The following is an 18,887-nucleotide window of genomic DNA, read 5'->3' on the forward strand; positions in this document are numbered from 1 at the left end:
CGTGGGGGACGTCAGCCGCGTTGCAGCGGGGTGACGGCATCGAGGTACTGGAGGAAGCGGCGGTAGGCCGCCGCATAAGCCGGTGCGCGGGACGCATCGGGCCTGGTGGACAACGCGGGATCGACGGCCACGTGCGTGCGGGCGATGTCGGCGATGGAGGCCGCATCGCCCTCGGCACGGCCGAGGGCCCACAACGCCTGCAGTGCCGCACCGAACGCGGCGCCTTCGGCTTGTACCGGCACATCGACCGGCAGGCCGAACACGTCGGCCACCAGCTGGCGCCAGGCCGCACTGTTGCTGCCGCCGCCGGTCAGCACGATGCGCTCGAAGGCCATGCCGGCGCGCACGAAGGCATCGAACCCGTACTTCAGGCTGTAGGTCGCCCCTTCCATCGCCGCGCGGTAGAGGTGCGCCGGGGTCATGTTGGTCGGGTCCATCCCGGCCAGCACGCCCTTGCCGCGCGGCAGGTCCGGCGTGCGCTCACCGTTGAGGAAGGGCAGCATCACCAGCCCGTCCGCGCCGGGCGGGGTGGCCTGCAGGTGGGCATCGCCTTCGCGCGTGCTGAAGCCGAAGGCCTTGGCCACCTGTTCGGTCGCCACGGTGCAGTTCATCGTGCAGATCAGCGGCAGCCATCCGCCGGTGGAGGAACAGAACGCGGCCCAGGCCCCGTCGGGATCGACCACCGGCACGTCCGAGTAGGCGAACAGCGTGCCCGAGGTGCCCAGGCTCATCGCCAGCCTGCCCTCCTCCACGCAGCCGGTGCCGATGGCCGCCATCATGTTGTCGCCGCCACCGACGGCGACCTTCGCCGTGGCCGGCACGCCCAGTCGCGTCGCCATGGCCGGATCAATGTCGAACAGCGCCTCGGGCGCCGCGATCGGCGGCAGGCACGCGGCCAGGTCGCCATCCGCATCGGTCGCGTGCAGGAGTTCCTTCGACCACGTGCGCGTGCGCACATCGAGCCAGCCCGTGCCGGAGGCATCGCCCCACTCGCAGAAGCGTTGGCCGGTGAGGACGAAATTGAGGTAGTCGTGCGGCAGCAGGATCGTCGCCAACCGGGCGTAGGCCTCGGGGCGATGCGTCTTCGTCCACGGCAACTTGGAGGCGGTGTAGCCGGCGAGGATCGGATTGCCTGCCAGCGCGATGGTTTGGGCCCCACCGCCGACCGCGTCCATGATCTGCGCGCACTCGGCCGTGGTGCTGGTGTCGCACCACAGCTTCGCCGGGGCGAGCACCTCACCGGCGGCATCCACCGGCACGAAACCGTGCTGCTGGCCCGAGACCGCCAGCGCCGCGATGCGCGCACGCACGGCGGGATCGATGCGGTCGAAGCACGTCTGCATCGCGGCGACCCACTCCGCGGCGTGCTGCTCGCGGCTGCCGTCGTCCCCACTGATCAGGTCGAGCGGCGCGCTGGCGCTGGCCACGATCGCCCGCGCCGCGGCGTCGTACACCACCACCTTCACGCTCTGCGTGCCTGCATCGATGCCCGCAACCCATGCCATCCGACACCACCCTCACCCAAGAAAAGTTAGCGCTACCATTTTGCTTGGTAAAAAAAGGGAACACGCACGTGGCCCCTCTTTTCCTGCACGGCCGCGTCCAGCCCGCCGTAAGGCCGCACTGTAACCAGCCTCCGTACAAAAAGCCTGCTGCGCTGCAAAAACCACACGGAGAGCAGCGGTTTCTGATGCCTCTCGCGGGGCGGCTTTCAATTCGGGCGTCACGGCGCCAGGTCGATGAAGCTGTTGATCGACAGGCGTCCACGCAACGGATCCGACGTAAGCGCACGGCCGCCGATCCGCCCCGAATGCAGCGAGTTGCGACGGTACACGACCAGGCGATTGAACACGCCTTCCACCCCCGCGATCCGCTCGAACAACGGCGTATCGCCATCGATGTAACCGGCAGGCGCGCCGTGCTCCTCGCGTGCTTCCTGCGCCAGGCAGTCGAAATAGGCAGCGTGCCGGCCCTCGTCGACGTATTCGAATCCGCTGCGCCGATGCCGATAGAAGTCCGTCCCGCCCCACGACTCGCGGAACAGGTAGTGCACCGTCGCCAGCCCGCGAGCGCTGACGGAATCGATGTGGGGCACGCGCTGCAGGAAGTGAAGGTTCTCCGGTGGCTGGGTCACCAGTGAAAAATGGCACATCGGGAACACGAACTCCGCAGGTTCCAGCGCGAATGCCTCGCGCAGCAGCGGCGTCAGCATCGCCTGCAGGAATCGCTGGTACGACGGGGGCGCCGGCGCGCGGATGCCCGGGAACAAGGTCGGCATCTTTTCGAAGCCGCGACTGGCTGCCTTGTGAAGCATGCGCTCGGGATCGGCGAGCAGGTTGTCGATCACCACCAGCGGTGCCCGCTCCCGCCCCACCACGTGATGGCTGATGCGCAAGTCCGGATGGGGCGCCAGCAGCATGCGATCCCGCCCTCGCCCGACTATGCGGTCACGGCGCGCGACGGCCACACGTCGGGCGCGGCCTTGCAATAGCGCTCGATGAACGCCTGCTGCGACGGCATATGCGCGACGGCGCGTTCGATGGGCTGCCGTATGGAGTTCAGCAACGTGCGCAGGTCTTCGTCGGCCAGCGCACGCGCAAGCGGATGCGGCGGACCCGGCTGGATGCCTTGTCCCAGCAGGACATGCGTCCAGGAATCGACCCGGAACAGTTCGTCGGGATCCTGCCACGCATGCGCGCGTTCCCGCCAGGCGCGCAGCCGTATCGCGAGCGACTCCGGCAACGCCATCTCGCGGCACGCCTTCCACATCGGCTCGTCGCGCTGCGTGGCGTGGTAATGCAGGATGATGAAGTCGCGCACGTGCTCCATCTCGGTGCGGCTGACCTCGTTGTACAGGTCCACCAGCGACGACGAGATCCCGTCGAAAGGAAACAACTGGACCAGCCGCACTACCGCGCTGATCGCCAGATGGATGCTGGTCGACTCGAGCGGCTCGATGAAGCCGCTGGCCAGCCCCAGCGCCACCACGTTCCGGTTCCAGGCCTTCAGGCGCCGACCCGTGCGGAACGGCACCAGCCAGGGTTCGCGGATCGCGGGCGCGCCCACATCGCGCAGCAGCTTGGCACGCGCTTCGTCGTCGGACATGTGGCGGCTGGAAAACACCAGCCCGCAACCCACGCGGTGTTGCAGGGGGATATGCCAACGCCAGCCGGCCTCATGCGCGATGGCCCGCGTGTAAGGTACGGGTGGCCCCACCGACTCCGTCTGCACGGCCACCGCGCGGTCACTCGGCAGCCACTCGTTCCAGTCTTCGTAGCCGGTATGCAACGTCTGTTCGATCAGCAAGCCCCGGAACCCGGTGCAATCGATGAACAGGTCGCCTTCGATGACCTGGCCGTCCTCCAGGACGAGCGCCGCCACGCCGCCATCGGCAGCGTGCTGCCGGACCTCACGGATCTTGCCTTCCACCCGGCGCAGGCCATGGCCTTCGGCGATGCGCCGGAGGAATTTCGCGTAAAGCCCGGCATCGAAGTGATACGCGTAGTTGACCTGGGGCTGCGTCTGCAGCGAGAACTGGTCGCCCCGCGAAGCGAGGGTTTCCAGGCAGAAGTCGCCGAGCTCGGAGGGCATGCCACGCCGCAGGCTGTCGAGCCAGAAATGATGGAATGCCGCTGCCCAGGTGCCCTGCCCCGTGATGCCGAACGGATGGATGTAGCGCTCGCCCGGGCGGCGCCAGTTCTCGAACGAGATCGACAGCTTGAAGGTGCCCGCGACCGCGCGCAGGAATTCCTGCTCGTCGATCTGCAGGAAGCGGTGGAAGGTCCTGATGGGCGGCACCGTCGATTCGCCCACGCCCACGGTGCCGATCTGCTCCGATTCCACCAGGGTGATCTTGAGCCGGTCCCGGAACTGGTGCGCCAGCGCGCAGCCGGCCAGCCAGCCTGCCGTGCCACCCCCGGCGATGACCACGTTGCGGATACGTCCCTCGGGTGTCGTTGGAGAATCCAATGCAGTTGCTCCCGTCAGCGGTTGAGTCGGCCCAGCAGCATGGCGCGGATGCGCCTGGCCTGTGTTTCATCGATCGGTCCCAGCAGATCCCGGGCTTGCGCCGGAAGATGTTCCCCCGCGCGCTCTCCCGCACCGAACACGTAGTACTCGAACAACTTCGCCCATGCTTCCTTCTCGCGCGCCGGCAGGTCGCGGATCGTCCACAGTGCATGCTGGAGCGCGGGCAGCGGCGACGAGAGGAATGCCGGCGAACGGCGCCACCAGTAGTTCAGCAGCACGTTGAACGGTTCGAGGCTGCGCACGTGGTGCCACCACATGCTGGGAATGAAGATCGCATCGCCCGGCCCGAGCAGCGCCGTCCTCGCCGCCGCCAATGCCGTTCGGAAACGCGGGTGCCGTTCGAAATCCGGCGCATCGAAATCGACCACGCTGACGACCTGCCCGCCGGGCGTGGGATCGAAGGGGCCGGGATAGAGGTTCTCGATCTGTTCGGGCGGGAACAGCGTGAACGCGCGCCTGCCGACCAGACAGCACGCGACGTTGTCGGGCGCGTCGAAATGGCACGACGCCACCACGCGGTTGCCTATCCAGATACTGGCAGGGGCCTCGATGCCGTAGGCCGACAGCGAGAGGTCGTTCGCCTGGGTGAAACCCGGCAGCGCACGGTCCACAAGCAGCGAGGCCACGTAATAGGTGGGCGGCGTGGCGTCGTGCAGATGATCCGCAATACCGTCCAGCACGTCTGCCAGCGCACCCTTCCGCACCTCGAAGTTCAAGCGGGTGAAGTCGTCGTTGTAGAACGGCCGCCCCCCGATCTCCGGAGCCCCGAACGAGTACTGGATCGGTGCCCCCGCGTCGAAGCGGCGCAGGTATGCCATGGCCTCATGCAGCGATGACCGGCCGGCGTGCACGAGACCCCACGCCTGCGCGACGCCCTTCAGCACGACCGGCTCGCCTTCTTCCAGCAGCGATGCCAGGGGCAACGCGCCGGGATCCGGATTCTCCAGGGTGCGTATAGCGGCGCCTTGCATCACGCGCGTCAGTTCGTGCTGATGGAGGTCGCCGCGTCCTGCGCGCGCAGGCGGCGTTGCTTCTCGGCCAGAAGTCGGCGCATGTTGTGCAGCGACGCAAGCATGAGGTACGTGCCTTCCAGGTAGCCGGCGCGGTTGAGGGCGAGCAGGTCGGCGCCATCCAGCGCGGCCAGGCGATCGCGGTCGATCCCGTGCAGGCCGTTGACCGCGATCCGGTGCCGCTCGTCCACCTGTACGTCCAGGCTGAAGGGCTGGATCAGGCCTTTCGCATCGAGCGCGGCGAACATGGCCGCGGCATAGGTGCTGCCATCGCGGATGCCGCGCAGGACGCTTGCGACGTGGTCGAGATACGGGGTGTTGCCGCCCTGCGGCAGGAACACCGGCTCGCCGTGCGCGGCGTTGACCCGCGGATGTTCGAGGTCCACGTGCATCACCGCCTCCTGCGTGAGCTCGCCGTCGATGCGCTGCTCCTGGAATCCGATGAGGAAGGGTCCTTTCGCCACTGCGCCAGGCAGATACGCGGCATTCCAGCGGCCATCGCGCAGGAAGAGATTCTCGCGCTGCTCGAAGCCCAGCAGCACGACGGATTGCCATTCGCCGCTGGCGGCATCCTTTCGCAGGAAGATCGGATACTCGCGCTGCAGTTCTGCAAACTCGCTCGGGAACGCCGGCACCATGGCCACGTCGTCGCCGAACTCGGTGCCGAAGCCTGTCGCCACCCGCAGGTCGCGGTGCGCGATGTTGTTGAGGAGCTCGTAGCGGGCCATCTTCTTGTCCAGGGAAAGCGGAAAGCTCGACTCGGCATGGTACGCCGGTGCAGGGAACGCGTGGCGACAACCTGGGACGACACCCGGAAAAAAGGACCGCTGCTCGCGCAGCGGTCCCTCGGCGACATCCGGAGAGGGCGTCTGCCGCCTAAGTCAGAACTTGTAACGCACGCCGACCATGTAGCGCGGGCTCTGGTCGGCCAGCTTCACGATCATCTGGTCGGTCCGCGCGCGCCAGCGGACATCCTCACCCGTCAGGTTGATCGCCTCCAGACCGAACGACCAGTGGTCGTCGAGCGTGTAGTTCACGCTCAGGTCCCACTGCTCGTACTCCTCGACGTAGTACGGATTGCGGCTGGCACCCTGGTTGGCGAGGATCAGGTACTCGTCGCGCCAGTTCCACGCCAGGCGCACCGACCAGCCGAACTTCTCGTACATGAGCATGGCGTTGGCCGTATCGCTCAGGCCCGTGAGCGCGAACTGGTCGATGGCCGGATCGCCGCCGTCGTCATAACCCACGTCGCCGCGCACGACGGTGTAGTTGGCCAGAACGCCGAACCCGGTATCCCCGAAGAAGTACTGGCCACCCAGCTCCCAGCCGTGCAGCTTGGACTGGTTCTGGTTGATAGGGCGGTTGACGTTGAACTGGTACAGCGGATCGTCGGCTTCGCCGTAGATGTTGTAAGCCGCTTCGGTCGCCAGCGTCTGCGCGCCGGTGCCGTTGAACGCTGCCAGGCCGGCTGGATCGTTGCGCAATAGCGCCAGGGCCGTGAACAGCGACGTGTCGTTGGCCGAACATGCTGCCGCGTTGGCCGCACCGACCTGGGCGACGCACGCCGCGCTGGTCAGGAACGCCAATGCCGTCTGTGCATCCGGACCGGACGTGGGATCCCGCAGACCGTAGAGGGATTCCTGTCCGACCGTGTTGCCGATGAAGTTGTCGACCGACTTGTTCCAATAGGTCAACGACACATAGCTCGCGTCGGCGAAGTACCACTCCAGCGCCAGGTCGAGGTTGTCCGACTCCAGCGGCTTCAGGCTCGGGTTCTGTGCGTTGCCGCTTGCGCGGACGGACGGGTCGAGAAGGACCGAACCGAAAGGTTGCTGTGCACCGGGACCCGCGTAGAGATTGCCGTAGGGGGCACGGGCGATGGTCTTGCCGAACGATGCGCGACCCTTCAGCTCGTCGGTGAAATCGATGCTGAAGTCGAGGTTGGGCAGGATGTAGCTGTAGCTCGCCTTCTCGCTGAAGGGTTGCTGTTCGTCCGACAGCACGATGCGGAAGTCGTTGTTGGCCTGCCACTCGATGGCTTCGGGGATCGCGATGACGGAGGTCGACACGACATCCGTCGTCTCGTACCTGACGCCCAGCCGGGTGTTGGTGCGCATGCCACCCAGCTCGCCATCCAGTTCCACCTGGAAGTACGCCGAGTTGGTCTTTTCCTCTACCCGGTTGTCGGCTGCACGCTGCGGACTCACCCCGAGTCCCACGCCATACTGGCCCGCGGCCCACTGGGCGAGCTCGGCCGCATTGCCGCGCCATGCCGGCCAGCTGACCGCGCTGTAGTCGTCGAAGAGCCCGACGATGTTGGTCGGGCGCAGCAGATCCACCAGGCCGGCTGCGGTGTCCGAATCGACGTTGGCGACGCCCCAGTCGCCCAGCGTGGAATATGCTTCCGCCGCCTGGATGCGATGGGTCGTGGACTTGTTGGTGTCCACGCCGAACTGGAAGCGGCCCTGGTCGAAACTCCATTCGCCGTCGATGCGGGCCTGCTTGATCTCGCTGACCTGCGTCTGCGCATTGACGCGCAGCACCTGGGAACCGATTTCGCCTTCCACGAAACCGGGATTGACCACGCCGTTCGTGCCGGCGACGGCATCGCCATTGGTCGGATACCAGGTCTGCGTGCCGACCGGCAGGCCATTGTTGAACTCCAGCTCCTGTACCCAGGTGCCGCCGCAATGCGGACCGGTGGTGCAGTTGTTGGTACCCGCGATGCTCATGAAGATCGAACCGCCACCGGTGAGCGGATCGTTCGGCCGGCTCTCGTTCTTCGAGTTGTGCGCGTCGAAGGTGAGGCGGAAGCTGTCGTTGACGTCCCACGCCGCATTGAAGCCCAGCGAACCCAGCTTGTACTTCTGCATGCTGCGCTGCTGTTCCAGGCCGAAATCCTTGGTGCCCGCGATCTCGCGGATGTACACCGGCACAGCGACGGCCCCGCTGGTGTCGAACTCGATGTCGGTGTAGTTGCTGTTCTGCAGCCACATCGCCTGCTCACCGCGGTTCTCGGTGATCTCGTTGGTCGAATAGGTGTAGTCCAGCGTGAGGGTCAGGCTGTCGGTCGGCGCGAACTGCACCACGGCCTGGCCATTGACACGCTCGCGTTCGAACTCGGAGAACGCGTAACGGAGGTCGTTCGGGCGTGCATACAGATCGCCGACCGCGGGCGCATTGACCACGTTCGGATTGCCCGGCATGGTGCCGGTCCAGGGCTGCACGTTCCAGTAGTTCTCGGTCGCCTGCACCGAGCCGCCCTTGCGCTTCTGCTGGCTGGCGCTGAGGCTCACGCCGAACGTCTTGTCGGGATTGGTGTAGCTGAAGATGCCCGACAACTCCGGGGTGATGTCGCTCTCGAAGGGCTGGCTCTGGTCGGACACGATCTTCGCGCCCGCATTGGCCACCACGCCGTCATAGTTGAACGGACGCGCCGTCAGGATGTTGATGGTGGCGCCGATACCGCCACTCGGCACCTGCGCCTGCCCCGTCTTGTAGACCTCGATGCCGTTGATCGCCTCGGCAGCGAGCTGCGCGAAGTTGAAGGCACGGGTACCGCCGTCCACACCGCCGATCGCGACCTGTCCGGACGCACCGAACGCATCCGCGCCCGGCATCTGGCGACCGTTGAGCGTCACCATGTTGAACTGCGGACCGAAGCCGCGCGCGGTGACCTGCGCGCCTTCGCCATCGCGCCGTTCGATCGAGATGCCGGTGATGCGCTGCAACGACTCGGCGAGGTTGGTATCCGGGAACTTGCCGATGTCTTCGGCACTGATCGCATCGACGACGCCCGCTGCATCGCGCTTGATGTCCATCGCCTGGCTGAGGCTGCCGCGGATGCCCGTCACCACGACCGTGTCCAGATCCGTCGCCTGAGATTGCGTCTGTTCCTGCGCGGCCGGTGCCGGTGCGGGCGTCTGCGCGTCCTGACCGAAGGCAGGATTGATGACCAGCACGCCGCCGACGAAGGTGAACATGGCCCTCGATTTGAATCTCGCCAACTTGCGGCTCATTGACGTGCCCTCAGGTCTGGAGTGTTACGGAAACTGCACACGTTCATGGATCTCCCCTTTCGCTACGTTCGTATGTGAGGTAACGCCCCTCCCGGGGGCGGCCACGGGCGCAGTGCCCGTCTTCCAGCCCGGAGCACGACGGCGGACCCCCGAAGGTCCTGTTCCGCGATCCGGCTTCAAGCGAGGTAAGACGACGACGATCGCGCGATGGTGGAGCCTTACGTGACCACAACTGGCCGTGATCTAGTGGTAGCGCTACCATTGCGTTGGAGCGCAGACTAATCATGCGTGTTCGCTCTTGTCACCATGCAGCGCAGCAAAGCGATCGCGAGCGCGGCATCCAGCGCCAGGATCGGTTCAAGACCCGCGGAAAACGGCTTGAAGCCGCCACTGCCCCAAGTAATGACGATTTCACCCACGTACTCTCAATCAGGCCAACGGAAGTAACTGCGTGAAGAAGACCAGCAAAGCGGTGCGCAGGAAGGGCGGTGCGGTCACCATCGACGAGGTGGCAGCGCATGCCGGCGTGTCGCCAATGACGGTGTCGCGTGTCGTGAACGGCCATGCGGGCGTGCGCGACACCAACCGTGATCGCGTCATGCGCAGCGTGCGCGAGCTGGGCTATCGCCCCAACCTTGCGGCCAGCTCGCTTGCCGCTGCGCAAAGCACCTGCATCGCGCTGATCTACTCCAACCCCAGCTCGAGCTATCTGCGCGAATTGCTGGTCGGCGCGTTGCGCGGTTCTGCGCGGGCGGCGGCCCAGCTGGTGATCGCCACGTGGGACGGACTGGATGCCGCGCAATCCCGCGCGGCCGCCCGGCAACTCTCTGGCAGCGTGGCGGGGGTCATCCTGCCTCCCCCGCTGTGCGAATCGACCGCCATCGTGTCGGAGTTCTCGCAGGCGGGCGTGCCGGTGGTCTCGATCGCGTCGGGGCATCTGGGCGATACGGTTTCCTGCGTGCGGATCGACGACCATTGCGCCAGCCGGGACGTGGTCTCCCACCTCATCGCGCGCGGGCATACGCGGATCGGCTACATCAAGGGCGATCCCAACCAGACCGCAAGCGCGCATCGCTGGCAGGGCTACCGGGATGCACTGGCGGACGCCGGCATCGCCTACGACGACAAGCTGGTCCAGCCGGGCTACTTCACCTACCGTTCGGGCCTGGAGGCAGCCGAGACGCTTCTCGCGTTGCGCCGCCCGCCCAGCGCCATTTTCGCCAGCAACGACGACATGGCATCGGCGGTGGTCTCGGTCGCCCACCGTCGCGGCCTGGACGTGCCACGGGACCTTTCCGTGGTCGGTTTCGACGACACGTCCGCGGCGACGATGGTGTGGCCGGAACTGACCACCGTCCATCAACCGGTGGCGGCCATGGCCGATGCCGCCATCGACATCCTGCTGCGCGACATACGGCGCGATCCCGCCACCCGCGTCATCGTCAATCGCGTGCTGCCGCACCAGCTGGTGAAGCGCTCGTCCGTTGCGGACGGACCGAACGCCGACGGGCGCTCAAGAAAGAGACATGCGCGGTGACCTGGCGAGGATGAGACCCGTCGAGGACTTCACCCTACCGCGTTCATCCGCTGAGATTCTGGCGATACCACGCGACCGCGCCCAACAGTCCCAACTGTCCATGCTCGACGCGCCATACGGGCACCCGTTCGAGCTGCTCGGTCATCACGCCCTTGTTGAGATAGCGCTGCAGGAACCGTCCGTCGTGCAGGAACTGCGGAATATGCGCGGTCACACCACCGGCCAGGTAGACGACGCGGGCACCGAAGATGATCGCCAGGTCGCCCACCACGCTGCCCAGCCAGCCGCAGAACGTCTCGAGCGTTTCCCGCGCCAGCGCATCCGCGTCGGCCGCGGCCACCAGCGCGCTCGCATCCGTGTGCATGGGCGTCGCATCGCGGAGTTCGCAGAGGCACCGATAGAGATTCATGAGGCCCGGGCCCGACAGCACGTGCTCGTTGTGCAGGTAGGGACGGTCCTTCAGCAGTCGGCGCACGATGTCCAGTTCCAGCGCATTGCCGGCAGCGAGCGATGCCTGTCCGACTTCGGTCGGCAGCACGCGCGGCGGCTGGCCTTCGATCCAGACGGCAGCGCCCAGCCCGGTCCCCGGCCCGATCACCAGCGCCGGCGACGACGTGGCGGATGAGTTCAGCGGCGTGAGCGGCGACAGCGTGTCCGGCGACAGCGTCGGCACCGCATTGGCCACTGCTTCGAAATCGTTGATCAGCTGCACCCAGGCCAGCCCGGCACCGACACGAGTCTGTTCGACCGACACCGCCCAGGGCAAATTGGAGTTGATCAGGCGATCGCCTTCCAGCACGCCGGCGATCGCGACGACTGCGCCGTGGCAGGGCGTACCGGCGGCATAGTCGTGAAGGATGGAGGCGAGATCGGCGTGCTCGGCACAGGCGTAACGACGGTAATCGTGGATCTCGTGGCTGCCATCGGCTTCGATCCATCCGAGACGGGCATACGTGCCCCCCACGTCGGCGACGATGATGCGCGCATCCGACGCCTGTGCTGCGGGAACGCCTCCCGGCGCCTCGTTCCCCGTTCCCGTGCCTGCCATGCGAATGCCACGCTGCCCGATGCCTGAAATACGCCCCAAGGATAACGTGTCCCCGCCCGATCGTGGCAGCGGGCGATGCCCCGACTCACCCTGCGGAAAGGTACGCGCACGTGCCATGGCGTATCATGCCGGCATGCCCCGCTTCGCCGCCCTGCTCCGCGTCCTGCTGTGCTTCGTGCTGCTGCTCAACGGCGCTGCGTATGCGCACGCTGCCACGCGGATGGCCATCGGCGACGCGGCGACGGAACAGGCGCACGACGACGTGCCTCCATGCCACGAGGGCGTGGACATGGCGGCACCGATGGATCACGAAAGCGCGGGGCCTTCAGGCCACCACGACGATGCCACCGGCCTCCCCGACTGTTGCAAGGCGGGCAACTGCGATGGTTTCTGCACGCACCATGCGCCGGCCCTGACGTGGCGGATACCGCTGGATGCGCACTTGCATCCTCCGATGCTGGCACCGGCTTATCGCGCCGATGCCCATGCCTCGGTGCGTCTGCCGCACCGTCACCGACCTCCCATCCTGGCGGCCTGAGGCCGCCTTCCGCGGCCGGTCGCATGCCGGAGGGCTGCCCTCCGGCCCCATGATCACGAAGGACGCCACCGCGGCAGCGGGCAGGCGTACCGACGATGTACAGGATGCTATGCATGAAACACGATGACTCCGGACGCCTCGGCGCGTTCCGACCCACGCGCCGCCAGTTCGTCACCGGCCTTGCGAGCGGCAGTGCAGCGCTCGGGCTTGGCCTGGTCCGCCTGCCCGCCTCCGCCGGCACACCCGCACGCCGTGGTGGCGCACCCCTCGTCACCGGCACCGACTTCGCCCTGAGCATCGGGGCGATGCCGGTCGACATCACCGGCCGCACACGCCCTGCGATCACCGTCAACGACAGCCTGCCCGCCCCCACACTGCGTTGGCGCGAAGGCGATACCGTGACCGTGCGCGTCAGCAACCGCCTGCGCGACATGACCTCCATCCACTGGCACGGCATCCTGCTGCCGTCGAACATGGATGGCGTACCGGGCCTGAGCTTCAACGGCATCGGGCCGGGCGAGTCCTTCCAGTACCGCTTCCAGGTGAAGCAATCCGGTACGTACTGGTACCACAGCCACTCGATGTTCCAGGAACAGGCCGGCCTGTACGGTGCGCTCATCATCGATCCTCGCGAGCCGCCGCCGTACCACCACGACCGCGAACACGTGGTGTTGCTGTCGGACTGGACCGACCTGGAGCCGGCCGCGCTGTACCGCCGCATGAAGAAGATGCCGGAACACGACAACTACTACCAGCGCACGCTGGTGGATTTCGTGCGCGATGCGAAGCGTGACGGCCTGGCGGAAACGATCGAGGATCGTGGCATGTGGGGGCGGATGCGGATGACGCCCACCGACATCTCCGACATCAACGCGCACACCTATACCTATCTGGTGAACGGCGCAGCGCCTGCGGGCAACTGGACCGGCCTGTTCAAACCGGGCGAGAAGGTGCTGCTGCGCTTCATCAACGGCAGCGCGATGACCTACTTCGACGTCCGCATCCCGGGACTGAAGATGACCGTGGTCGCCGCCGACGGCCAGTACATCCATCCGGTCAGCGTGGATGAGTTCCGTATCGCGGTGGCGGAGACCTTCGACGTGCTGGTCGAACCCACAGGCCAGGATGCTTTCACGATTTTCGCGCAGGACATGGGACGCACCGGCTACGCACGCGGCACGCTGGCCGTCCGTGACGGACTGGAAGCGACCATCCCCCCAAGGGATCCGCGCCCACTGCTGACCATGGCCGACATGGGCCACGACATGGGCGGACACGGCGCCGGCAAGGGCACGGAAGGCGGCTGCGGCGCGATGATGGGCGAAGGCGGGTGCGGCGCGAACATGGGCGCGATGGATCATGGCGCACACGGCGCGGCGGCAAATGCGCCAAACCATCCGCCCAGCGAATCCGGCAACCCGCTGGTCGACATGCAGTCGTCCGCCAGCGAACCGAAGCTCGACGATCCCGGCATCGGCCTGCGCGACAACGGCCGCCAGGTACTGACCTATGGCGCGATGCGCAGCCTGTTCGACGATCCCGATGGGCGCGAGCCGGGCCGCACCGTCGAACTCCACCTGACCGGACACATGGAGAAATTCGCCTGGTCGTTCGACGGCATTCCGTTCGCCAGCGCCGACCCGCTGCGGCTGAAGTACGGTGAGCGCATGCGCATCGTGCTGGTCAACGACACGATGATGCAGCACCCGATCCACCTGCACGGCGTCTGGAGCGATCTGGAGGACGCAGAGAGCGGCTTCCAGCTGCGCAAGCACACCATTGACATGCCACCGGGCACGCGACGCAGTTACCGCGTCCGCGCCGATGCGCTCGGTCGGTGGGCGTTCCACTGCCACCTGCTGTACCACATGGAAGCCGGCATGATGCGGGAAGTGAGGATCGAAGCATGAAGACCTCCTTCCCCGCCCCACTCCGTCTCGCCTGCGTCGCTGCCCTGTTGGCGGGCACCGGCGTGCCGGCGTTCGCGCAGCACCACGACCATGCGCAGCACGCGCCTCCGGCCAGCGAGCCGGCGGTGGAGCAGGATGAGCATGCGCGACACAGCGCGCATGACCACGCCGCGATGTCGGCACCGCGCGCGCCCGTGCCACCTGTCACCGCCGAGGACCTGAAGGCTGCATTCCCCGACATCGACCACCACGCGATGGGGCATGCGCCGGCCTTCAACAGCAAGGTGACCTTCAACCGGCTGGAGGTATGGGATGCCGACGAAGGCACCGGCCAGGCCTGGGAAGGCAGCGCCTGGTTCGGCACCGATACCGATCGCCTGTGGCTGCGCAGCGAAGGCGAACGTGTCGGCGGCCATACCGAAAGTGCCGACCTGGAAGTGCTGTACGGACGCAGTGTGTCGCCCTGGTGGGACGTGGTGGCCGGCGTGAAGCAGGACTTCAAGCCCGGCGATGCGCGTACGTGGGCGGCCGTCGGCGTGCAGGGCATCGCGCCCTACCGGTTCGAAGTGTCGGCGACGGCGTATGTAGGCGAAGGCGGCCAGGTCGCTGCGAACGTCGAAGCCGAGTACACGCTGCGCATCACCAACAGGCTGATTCTGCAGCCCCTGGTCGAGGTGGACGTCGCCGCGCGCGACGACATCGAATACGGTATCGCCAGCGGCTTCACCGGCATCGAAACGGGCCTGCGCCTGCGCTACGAAGTCACCCGCCGTTTCGCGCCGTACGTCGGTGTGGTGCATGAACGCGCGCTCGGCGACACCGCCGATCTCAAGCGTTCGGCCGGCGAATCCACCCGTGACACGCGCGTCGTGGCGGGCATCCGGGTCTGGTTCTGATGGAGCACACCATGACACAACGCACTCCCCTGCCCCGCGCCATCGCCTTGTGCCTGCTCGCCTTCCTAGCCACCGCCTGTTCGCAGGCGGTGACGACCGGAAGCGCGCATGCCGCGCCGCCCCGAAAGGCCGCAGCGGCGACCACGTCGAAAATCATCGTCCACCGCGACGCGTACTGCGGCTGTTGCCACCTGTGGGTCGAGCACCTGCGCAAGGAAGGCTTCACTGTCGACGATCGCGTCGAAGAAGCCATGAGCCCGGTGAAGGAGCGCCTCGGCATCCTCCCCGAGCATGCGTCTTGCCACACGGCCGAAATCGAAGGCTACGTCGTCGAAGGCCACGTGCCGGCCTCGGACATCCGACGCCTGCTGCGCGTAAGGCCAGCCATCCGTGGCCTGGTCCTGCCGGGCATGCCGCTCGGCTCGCCCGGCATGGAAGTGGACGTTGCCGACGTGTCTCCGTACACCGTGCTCGCGCTGGGCAAGGACGGAAGCACGAAGCCGTACACCGAACACAGGCCCTGATCCTGCCGCCGGCACGGATGCCGGCCCCACGCTTGACTCTGGAGCCTACTCCAGGGTGCAGACTGCAGGCACTTCAAGGAGTTCCCGCATGAACATCGGCCAATTGTCCCGACGCACGGGCGTCCCCATCGACACCGTGCGCTACTACGAGAGGCAGCACTTGCTGCCGCCCCCGACCCGCACCGCCAGCGGTTACCGGCATTACGAAGCCGACGACGTGCTGCGGCTCACCTTCATCCGTCGCGCGAAGACGCTGGGCTTCACGCTCGAAGAGATCCGCGACCTGCTCGCACTCAGTCGTGTCGACGACGGCGACATGGCCGCGATCCGCGCGGCGGCGGCCAGCAAACTCATCGATGTCGAGCAGCGCATCGCCGAGCTGACGCGCGTACGCGATGGCCTGCAGACGCTGGTGCGTGCCTGCCCGGGGCACGGCGCGCTGGACCAGTGCCCGATCCTGTCGGCGCTCGGGGGCGAGGCATGAACCCTTCGCCGCACCACCACGACGCACATCACGCGCCCGCAACCAAGCCTGCCTGCTGTGCAGGCCACCACGCTCATGCGAAGGACGCGTCGGGCACCGTCGATCCGGTCTGCGGCATGCAGGTCGATCCGGCAACCACGCCGCATCAGGCGGAGCACGCGGGCAACGCTTACCACTTCTGTTCCGCCGGTTGCCGTGCGAAGTTCCTCGCCGACCCAATGCGCTATCTCAACCCCGTGGGTCCCGCACCTGCCGCAGTCGCACCACCGGGCACGCAGTACACCTGCCCCATGCATCCGGAGATCGTTCGCGACATCCCCGGCACCTGTCCGCTGTGCGGCATGGCGCTGGAACCGATGCTGCCTTCGCTGGACGACGGAGAGAACCCCGAGCTGACCGATTTCCGCCAACGCTTCTGGTGGACGCTGCCCTTCAGCGCAGCGACCCTGCTGCTCGCGATGGGAGGCATGTACCTCTCCGTGATCCCACCCTCCGTGCGCACATGGCTGGAGTTCGCTTTCAGCACCCCGGTCGTGCTCTGGGCCGCGTGGCCGTTCTTCCAGCGCTGGGCACAGTCGATCCGGCACCGCAGTCCGAACATGTGGACGCTGATTGGCACCGGCGTGGCTGCGGCTTACGGATATAGCGTCGTCGCCGTGTTTGCACCACAAGTGTTTCCGCCCTCGTTCCGCGAGCATGGCCATGTCGGCGTCTACTTCGAAGCCGCGGCGGTGATCGTGTCGCTCACCTTGCTGGGCCAGCTGCTGGAGTTGAAGGCACGTTCGCAAACCTCGGCCGCCATCCGGGCGTTGCTGGGCCTGGCGCCGAAAACCGCGCGGCGACTGCGCGACGACGGCACCGACGAGGACATCGAGCTGACCCATATCCACGTGGGCGATCGCCTGCGTGTACGCCCCGGCGAAAAAGTCCCTGTCGATGGCGTAGTGACCGACGGGCGCAGCCACATCGACGAATCCATGCTCACCGGCGAACCCATGCCGGTGGAACGTAGCCCGGGCGACCGGGTGATCGGCGCCACCCTCAATGGCGCGGGCAGCCTGGTGATCCGCGCGGAGAAGATCGGCAGCGACAGCGTACTGGCGCAGATCGTGCAGCTGGTCGCCCAGGCGCAGCGCAGTCGTGCGCCGCTGCAGAAGCTGGCCGACCGCGTATCGTTCTGGTTCGTGCTGGCGGTGCTCGGCGCGGCGCTCGCGACCCTGATGGGCTGGGGATTCTTCGGCCCGGAACCGTCGTGGACGCATGGCGTGCTCAATGCCGTCTCCGTCCTGATCATCGCGTGCCCCTGCGCGCTGGGCCTGGCGACGCCGATGTCGGTCATGGTCGCCAGCGGCCGCGCGGCGCAGGCCGGCGTGCTGTTCCGCGATGCGGAAGCGATCGAGACGTTGCGCAAGGTCGACACGCTGATCGTGGACAAGACCGGTACGCTGACGGAGGGACGGCCCGCGTTCAAGGCGGTGGACGCGCGGGCCCCGTTCGACGAGGAGACGGTCCTGCGCTTGGCCGCCAGCCTGGATGCGGGCAGTGAGCATCCGCTCGCACAGGCGGTCGTGCAGGAAGCAAGAAAGCGCGGCCTGGTGCTTTCCCCTGCGCAGGACTTCGAATCCAGCAGCGGTATCGGCGTGCGCGGGGTCGTCGAGGGGCATCGCCTCGCCTTCGGCAATGCGGGGTTGATGCAGGAGGAAGGCGTGCCGATCCAGCCATTGCAGGCCGATGCCGAGGGCATGCGCGAGCAAGGGGGCAGCGTGATGTTCCTGTCGGTAGATGGCGCGCCCGCCGGCAGCATTGCTGTCGCGGACCCCATCAAGGACAGCACGCCGGAAGCCTTGCGGGCACTGCGCGAACGTGGGCTGCGCATCGTCATGGCCACCGGCGACAGCGAACGAACGGCACGTGCCGTTGCGGCCAGACTGGGCATCGACGAGGTCCATGGGGATGTGCGCCCCGCCGACAAGGCAGCGTTGGTGGCACGCCTCAAACAGGAAGGCAGACACGTCGCGATGGCCGGCGACGGCATCAACGATGCGCCAGCCCTCGCCGCCGCCGATGTCGGCATCGCGATGGGAACCGGCACCGACGTGGCCATGTCGAGCGCCCAGGTCACGCTGGTGAAGGGCGACCTGCGTGGGATCGGCCGCGCGAAAGCACTCTCCGAAGCGGCCGTGCGCAACATGCGACAGAACCTGGCGTTCGCCTTCGCTTACAACGCCCTGGGCGTGCCAGTGGCGGCGGGCGTGCTGGGGCTGTTCGGCGGACCGATGCTCTCGCCGATGCTCGCCGCACTGGCGATGAGCCTCAGCTCGGCCTCGGTGGTAGGCAATGCACTACGCCTGCGACGCGCGCGCCTGCCCGGCGACTGAAGGACATGCGGCCGCCCCGGGGCGGCCGCCGCGGAGCTCGAGGTCGCTTACTTGACCTTGGCGTAGGTCGCCTTGAACGCGACGCCGCTCATGATGCCGCCCGCATGGCACTCATAGTTCGTGGCGCTGCGGAACTCGTTCTTCTTGAAATAGCTGACGATGTCGATGACCGCGTTGGCGCCACGGTCCTTCGCACCCTCCTGCAGGGCCTTCAGCGCAGACAATGCGACCCAACGACAGGATTCGGCATCGGACTTGCCCACGCCATTGGTCTTCCTGTTGGTCACGTCCTCACCGAAGCGCGATACCACGGTCGGGGTCTTCTGGCCCGCGAGATAGAAACGCACGCTGCCGTCGATGCCGGCGGCCTTGGCTTCGGGCGAGTCCACCAGCTCCTGCAAGGGCAGTTCGAGGCGGGTGTCGGCCGCGCTCGCGTGCGGGGCCAGTACGGCGAGCGTCAGCAGGCTTGTGGTCAGAAGTCGTTTCATGGTGCTACTCCTTTCAGGGATACGAA

General features: G+C 66.9%; 16 protein-coding genes. 7 read left to right on the forward strand and 9 right to left on the reverse strand.

Annotated elements, in window-relative coordinates:
* Positions 1-11 precede the first annotated feature (11 nt).
* The 7 genes from xylB to ACSQ19_RS17215 form a co-directional block, all read right to left on the reverse strand.
* Positions 12-1,505 carry a xylulokinase gene (gene xylB / locus ACSQ19_RS17185; RefSeq protein WP_435998689.1) on the reverse strand — a complete coding sequence of 498 codons (1,494 nt, stop codon included), beginning with the start codon at positions 1,503-1,505 and terminating at the stop codon, positions 12-14.
* 218 nt (positions 1,506-1,723) lie between these two features.
* On the reverse strand, positions 1,724-2,419 hold the full coding sequence (locus ACSQ19_RS17190; protein WP_435998690.1) for a DUF6445 family protein: 696 nt from the start codon (positions 2,417-2,419) through the stop codon (positions 1,724-1,726).
* Positions 2,420-2,439: 20 nt separating this feature from the next.
* Complete coding sequence (locus ACSQ19_RS17195; RefSeq protein WP_435998692.1) at positions 2,440-3,969, reverse strand: tryptophan halogenase family protein; 1,530 nt, start codon at positions 3,967-3,969, stop codon at positions 2,440-2,442.
* A gap of 14 nt (positions 3,970-3,983) precedes the next feature.
* Positions 3,984-5,000: a cupin-like domain-containing protein gene (locus ACSQ19_RS17200; protein ID WP_435998694.1), complete on the reverse strand. Its 1,017-nt coding sequence runs from the start codon at positions 4,998-5,000 to the stop codon at positions 3,984-3,986.
* 8 nt (positions 5,001-5,008) lie between these two features.
* Positions 5,009-5,767 (reverse strand): SapC family protein, encoded by a 759-nt coding sequence (locus tag ACSQ19_RS17205; protein ID WP_435998696.1) that lies wholly within the window; start codon positions 5,765-5,767, stop codon positions 5,009-5,011.
* Between the two features lie 153 nt (positions 5,768-5,920).
* Positions 5,921-9,058, reverse strand: a complete 3,138-nt coding sequence (locus ACSQ19_RS17210; RefSeq protein WP_435998698.1) for a TonB-dependent receptor — start codon at positions 9,056-9,058, stop codon at positions 5,921-5,923.
* A gap of 278 nt (positions 9,059-9,336) precedes the next feature.
* Complete coding sequence (locus tag ACSQ19_RS17215) at positions 9,337-9,477, reverse strand: hypothetical protein (protein WP_435998700.1); 141 nt, start codon at positions 9,475-9,477, stop codon at positions 9,337-9,339.
* A gap of 32 nt (positions 9,478-9,509) precedes the next feature.
* On the opposite strand from ACSQ19_RS17215, the gene ACSQ19_RS17220 reads away from it, so the two are divergent.
* Positions 9,510-10,595, forward strand: coding sequence for a LacI family DNA-binding transcriptional regulator (locus tag ACSQ19_RS17220; protein WP_435998702.1), 1,086 nt, complete (start codon positions 9,510-9,512; stop codon positions 10,593-10,595).
* Between the two features lie 43 nt (positions 10,596-10,638).
* On the opposite strand, the gene ACSQ19_RS17225 is transcribed toward ACSQ19_RS17220, so the two are convergent.
* On the reverse strand, positions 10,639-11,643 hold the full coding sequence (locus tag ACSQ19_RS17225; protein WP_435998704.1) for a glucokinase: 1,005 nt from the start codon (positions 11,641-11,643) through the stop codon (positions 10,639-10,641).
* A gap of 133 nt (positions 11,644-11,776) precedes the next feature.
* On the opposite strand from ACSQ19_RS17225, the gene ACSQ19_RS17230 reads away from it, so the two are divergent.
* The 6 genes from ACSQ19_RS17230 to ACSQ19_RS17255 all read left to right on the forward strand — a co-directional run bounded on the left by ACSQ19_RS17230 (position 11,777) and on the right by ACSQ19_RS17255 (position 18,373).
* Positions 11,777-12,181: a CopL family metal-binding regulatory protein gene (locus ACSQ19_RS17230; protein ID WP_435998706.1), complete on the forward strand. Its 405-nt coding sequence runs from the start codon at positions 11,777-11,779 to the stop codon at positions 12,179-12,181.
* Positions 12,182-12,294: 113 nt separating this feature from the next.
* Complete coding sequence (locus ACSQ19_RS17235; RefSeq protein ID WP_435998708.1) at positions 12,295-14,091, forward strand: copper resistance system multicopper oxidase; 1,797 nt, start codon at positions 12,295-12,297, stop codon at positions 14,089-14,091.
* Complete coding sequence (locus tag ACSQ19_RS17240) at positions 14,088-14,987, forward strand: copper resistance protein B (RefSeq protein WP_435998710.1); 900 nt, start codon at positions 14,088-14,090, stop codon at positions 14,985-14,987. Before ACSQ19_RS17235 ends, ACSQ19_RS17240 begins: the two co-directional genes overlap by 4 nt.
* An 11-nt stretch (positions 14,988-14,998) precedes the next feature.
* Complete coding sequence (locus ACSQ19_RS17245) at positions 14,999-15,511, forward strand: DUF411 domain-containing protein (RefSeq protein ID WP_435998712.1); 513 nt, start codon at positions 14,999-15,001, stop codon at positions 15,509-15,511.
* Positions 15,512-15,599: 88 nt separating this feature from the next.
* Positions 15,600-15,995, forward strand: a complete 396-nt coding sequence (locus ACSQ19_RS17250) for a heavy metal-responsive transcriptional regulator (RefSeq protein WP_296282250.1) — start codon at positions 15,600-15,602, stop codon at positions 15,993-15,995.
* Complete coding sequence (locus ACSQ19_RS17255) at positions 15,992-18,373, forward strand: heavy metal translocating P-type ATPase (protein ID WP_435998714.1); 2,382 nt, start codon at positions 15,992-15,994, stop codon at positions 18,371-18,373. Before ACSQ19_RS17250 ends, ACSQ19_RS17255 begins: the two co-directional genes overlap by 4 nt.
* A 47-nt stretch (positions 18,374-18,420) precedes the next feature.
* On the opposite strand, the gene ACSQ19_RS17260 is transcribed toward ACSQ19_RS17255, so the two are convergent.
* Positions 18,421-18,861, reverse strand: coding sequence for an excinuclease ATPase subunit (locus ACSQ19_RS17260; RefSeq protein ID WP_435998716.1), 441 nt, complete (start codon positions 18,859-18,861; stop codon positions 18,421-18,423).
* Between the last annotated feature and the right edge of the window lie 26 nt (positions 18,862-18,887).

Origin of the sequence: Pseudoxanthomonas sp. LjRoot127, from assembly GCF_964253495.1 — a bacterium.
Lineage (GTDB): Bacteria > Pseudomonadota > Gammaproteobacteria > Xanthomonadales > Xanthomonadaceae > Pseudoxanthomonas_A.

Excerpts from the sequence above, each read along its gene's own strand:
- ACSQ19_RS17190 (WP_435998690.1), bottom strand. The coding sequence starts at position 2,419 with ATGCTGCTGGCGCCCCATCCGGACTTGCGCATCAGCCATCACGTGGTG.
- xylB (WP_435998689.1), bottom strand. The coding sequence starts at position 1,505 with ATGGCATGGGTTGCGGGCATCGATGCAGGCACGCAGAGCGTGAAGGTG.
- ACSQ19_RS17260 (WP_435998716.1), bottom strand. The coding sequence starts at position 18,861 with ATGAAACGACTTCTGACCACAAGCCTGCTGACGCTCGCCGTACTGGCC.
- ACSQ19_RS17250 (WP_296282250.1), top strand. The coding sequence starts at position 15,600 with ATGAACATCGGCCAATTGTCCCGACGCACGGGCGTCCCCATCGACACC.
- ACSQ19_RS17235 (WP_435998708.1), top strand. The coding sequence starts at position 12,295 with ATGAAACACGATGACTCCGGACGCCTCGGCGCGTTCCGACCCACGCGC.
- ACSQ19_RS17205 (WP_435998696.1), bottom strand. The coding sequence starts at position 5,767 with ATGGCCCGCTACGAGCTCCTCAACAACATCGCGCACCGCGACCTGCGG.
- ACSQ19_RS17230 (WP_435998706.1), top strand. The coding sequence starts at position 11,777 with ATGCCCCGCTTCGCCGCCCTGCTCCGCGTCCTGCTGTGCTTCGTGCTG.
- ACSQ19_RS17200 (WP_435998694.1), bottom strand. The coding sequence starts at position 5,000 with ATGCAAGGCGCCGCTATACGCACCCTGGAGAATCCGGATCCCGGCGCG.
- ACSQ19_RS17245 (WP_435998712.1), top strand. The coding sequence starts at position 14,999 with ATGACACAACGCACTCCCCTGCCCCGCGCCATCGCCTTGTGCCTGCTC.
- ACSQ19_RS17210 (WP_435998698.1), bottom strand. The coding sequence starts at position 9,058 with ATGAGCCGCAAGTTGGCGAGATTCAAATCGAGGGCCATGTTCACCTTC.
- ACSQ19_RS17255 (WP_435998714.1), top strand. The coding sequence starts at position 15,992 with ATGAACCCTTCGCCGCACCACCACGACGCACATCACGCGCCCGCAACC.
- ACSQ19_RS17240 (WP_435998710.1), top strand. The coding sequence starts at position 14,088 with ATGAAGACCTCCTTCCCCGCCCCACTCCGTCTCGCCTGCGTCGCTGCC.
- ACSQ19_RS17225 (WP_435998704.1), bottom strand. The coding sequence starts at position 11,643 with ATGGCAGGCACGGGAACGGGGAACGAGGCGCCGGGAGGCGTTCCCGCA.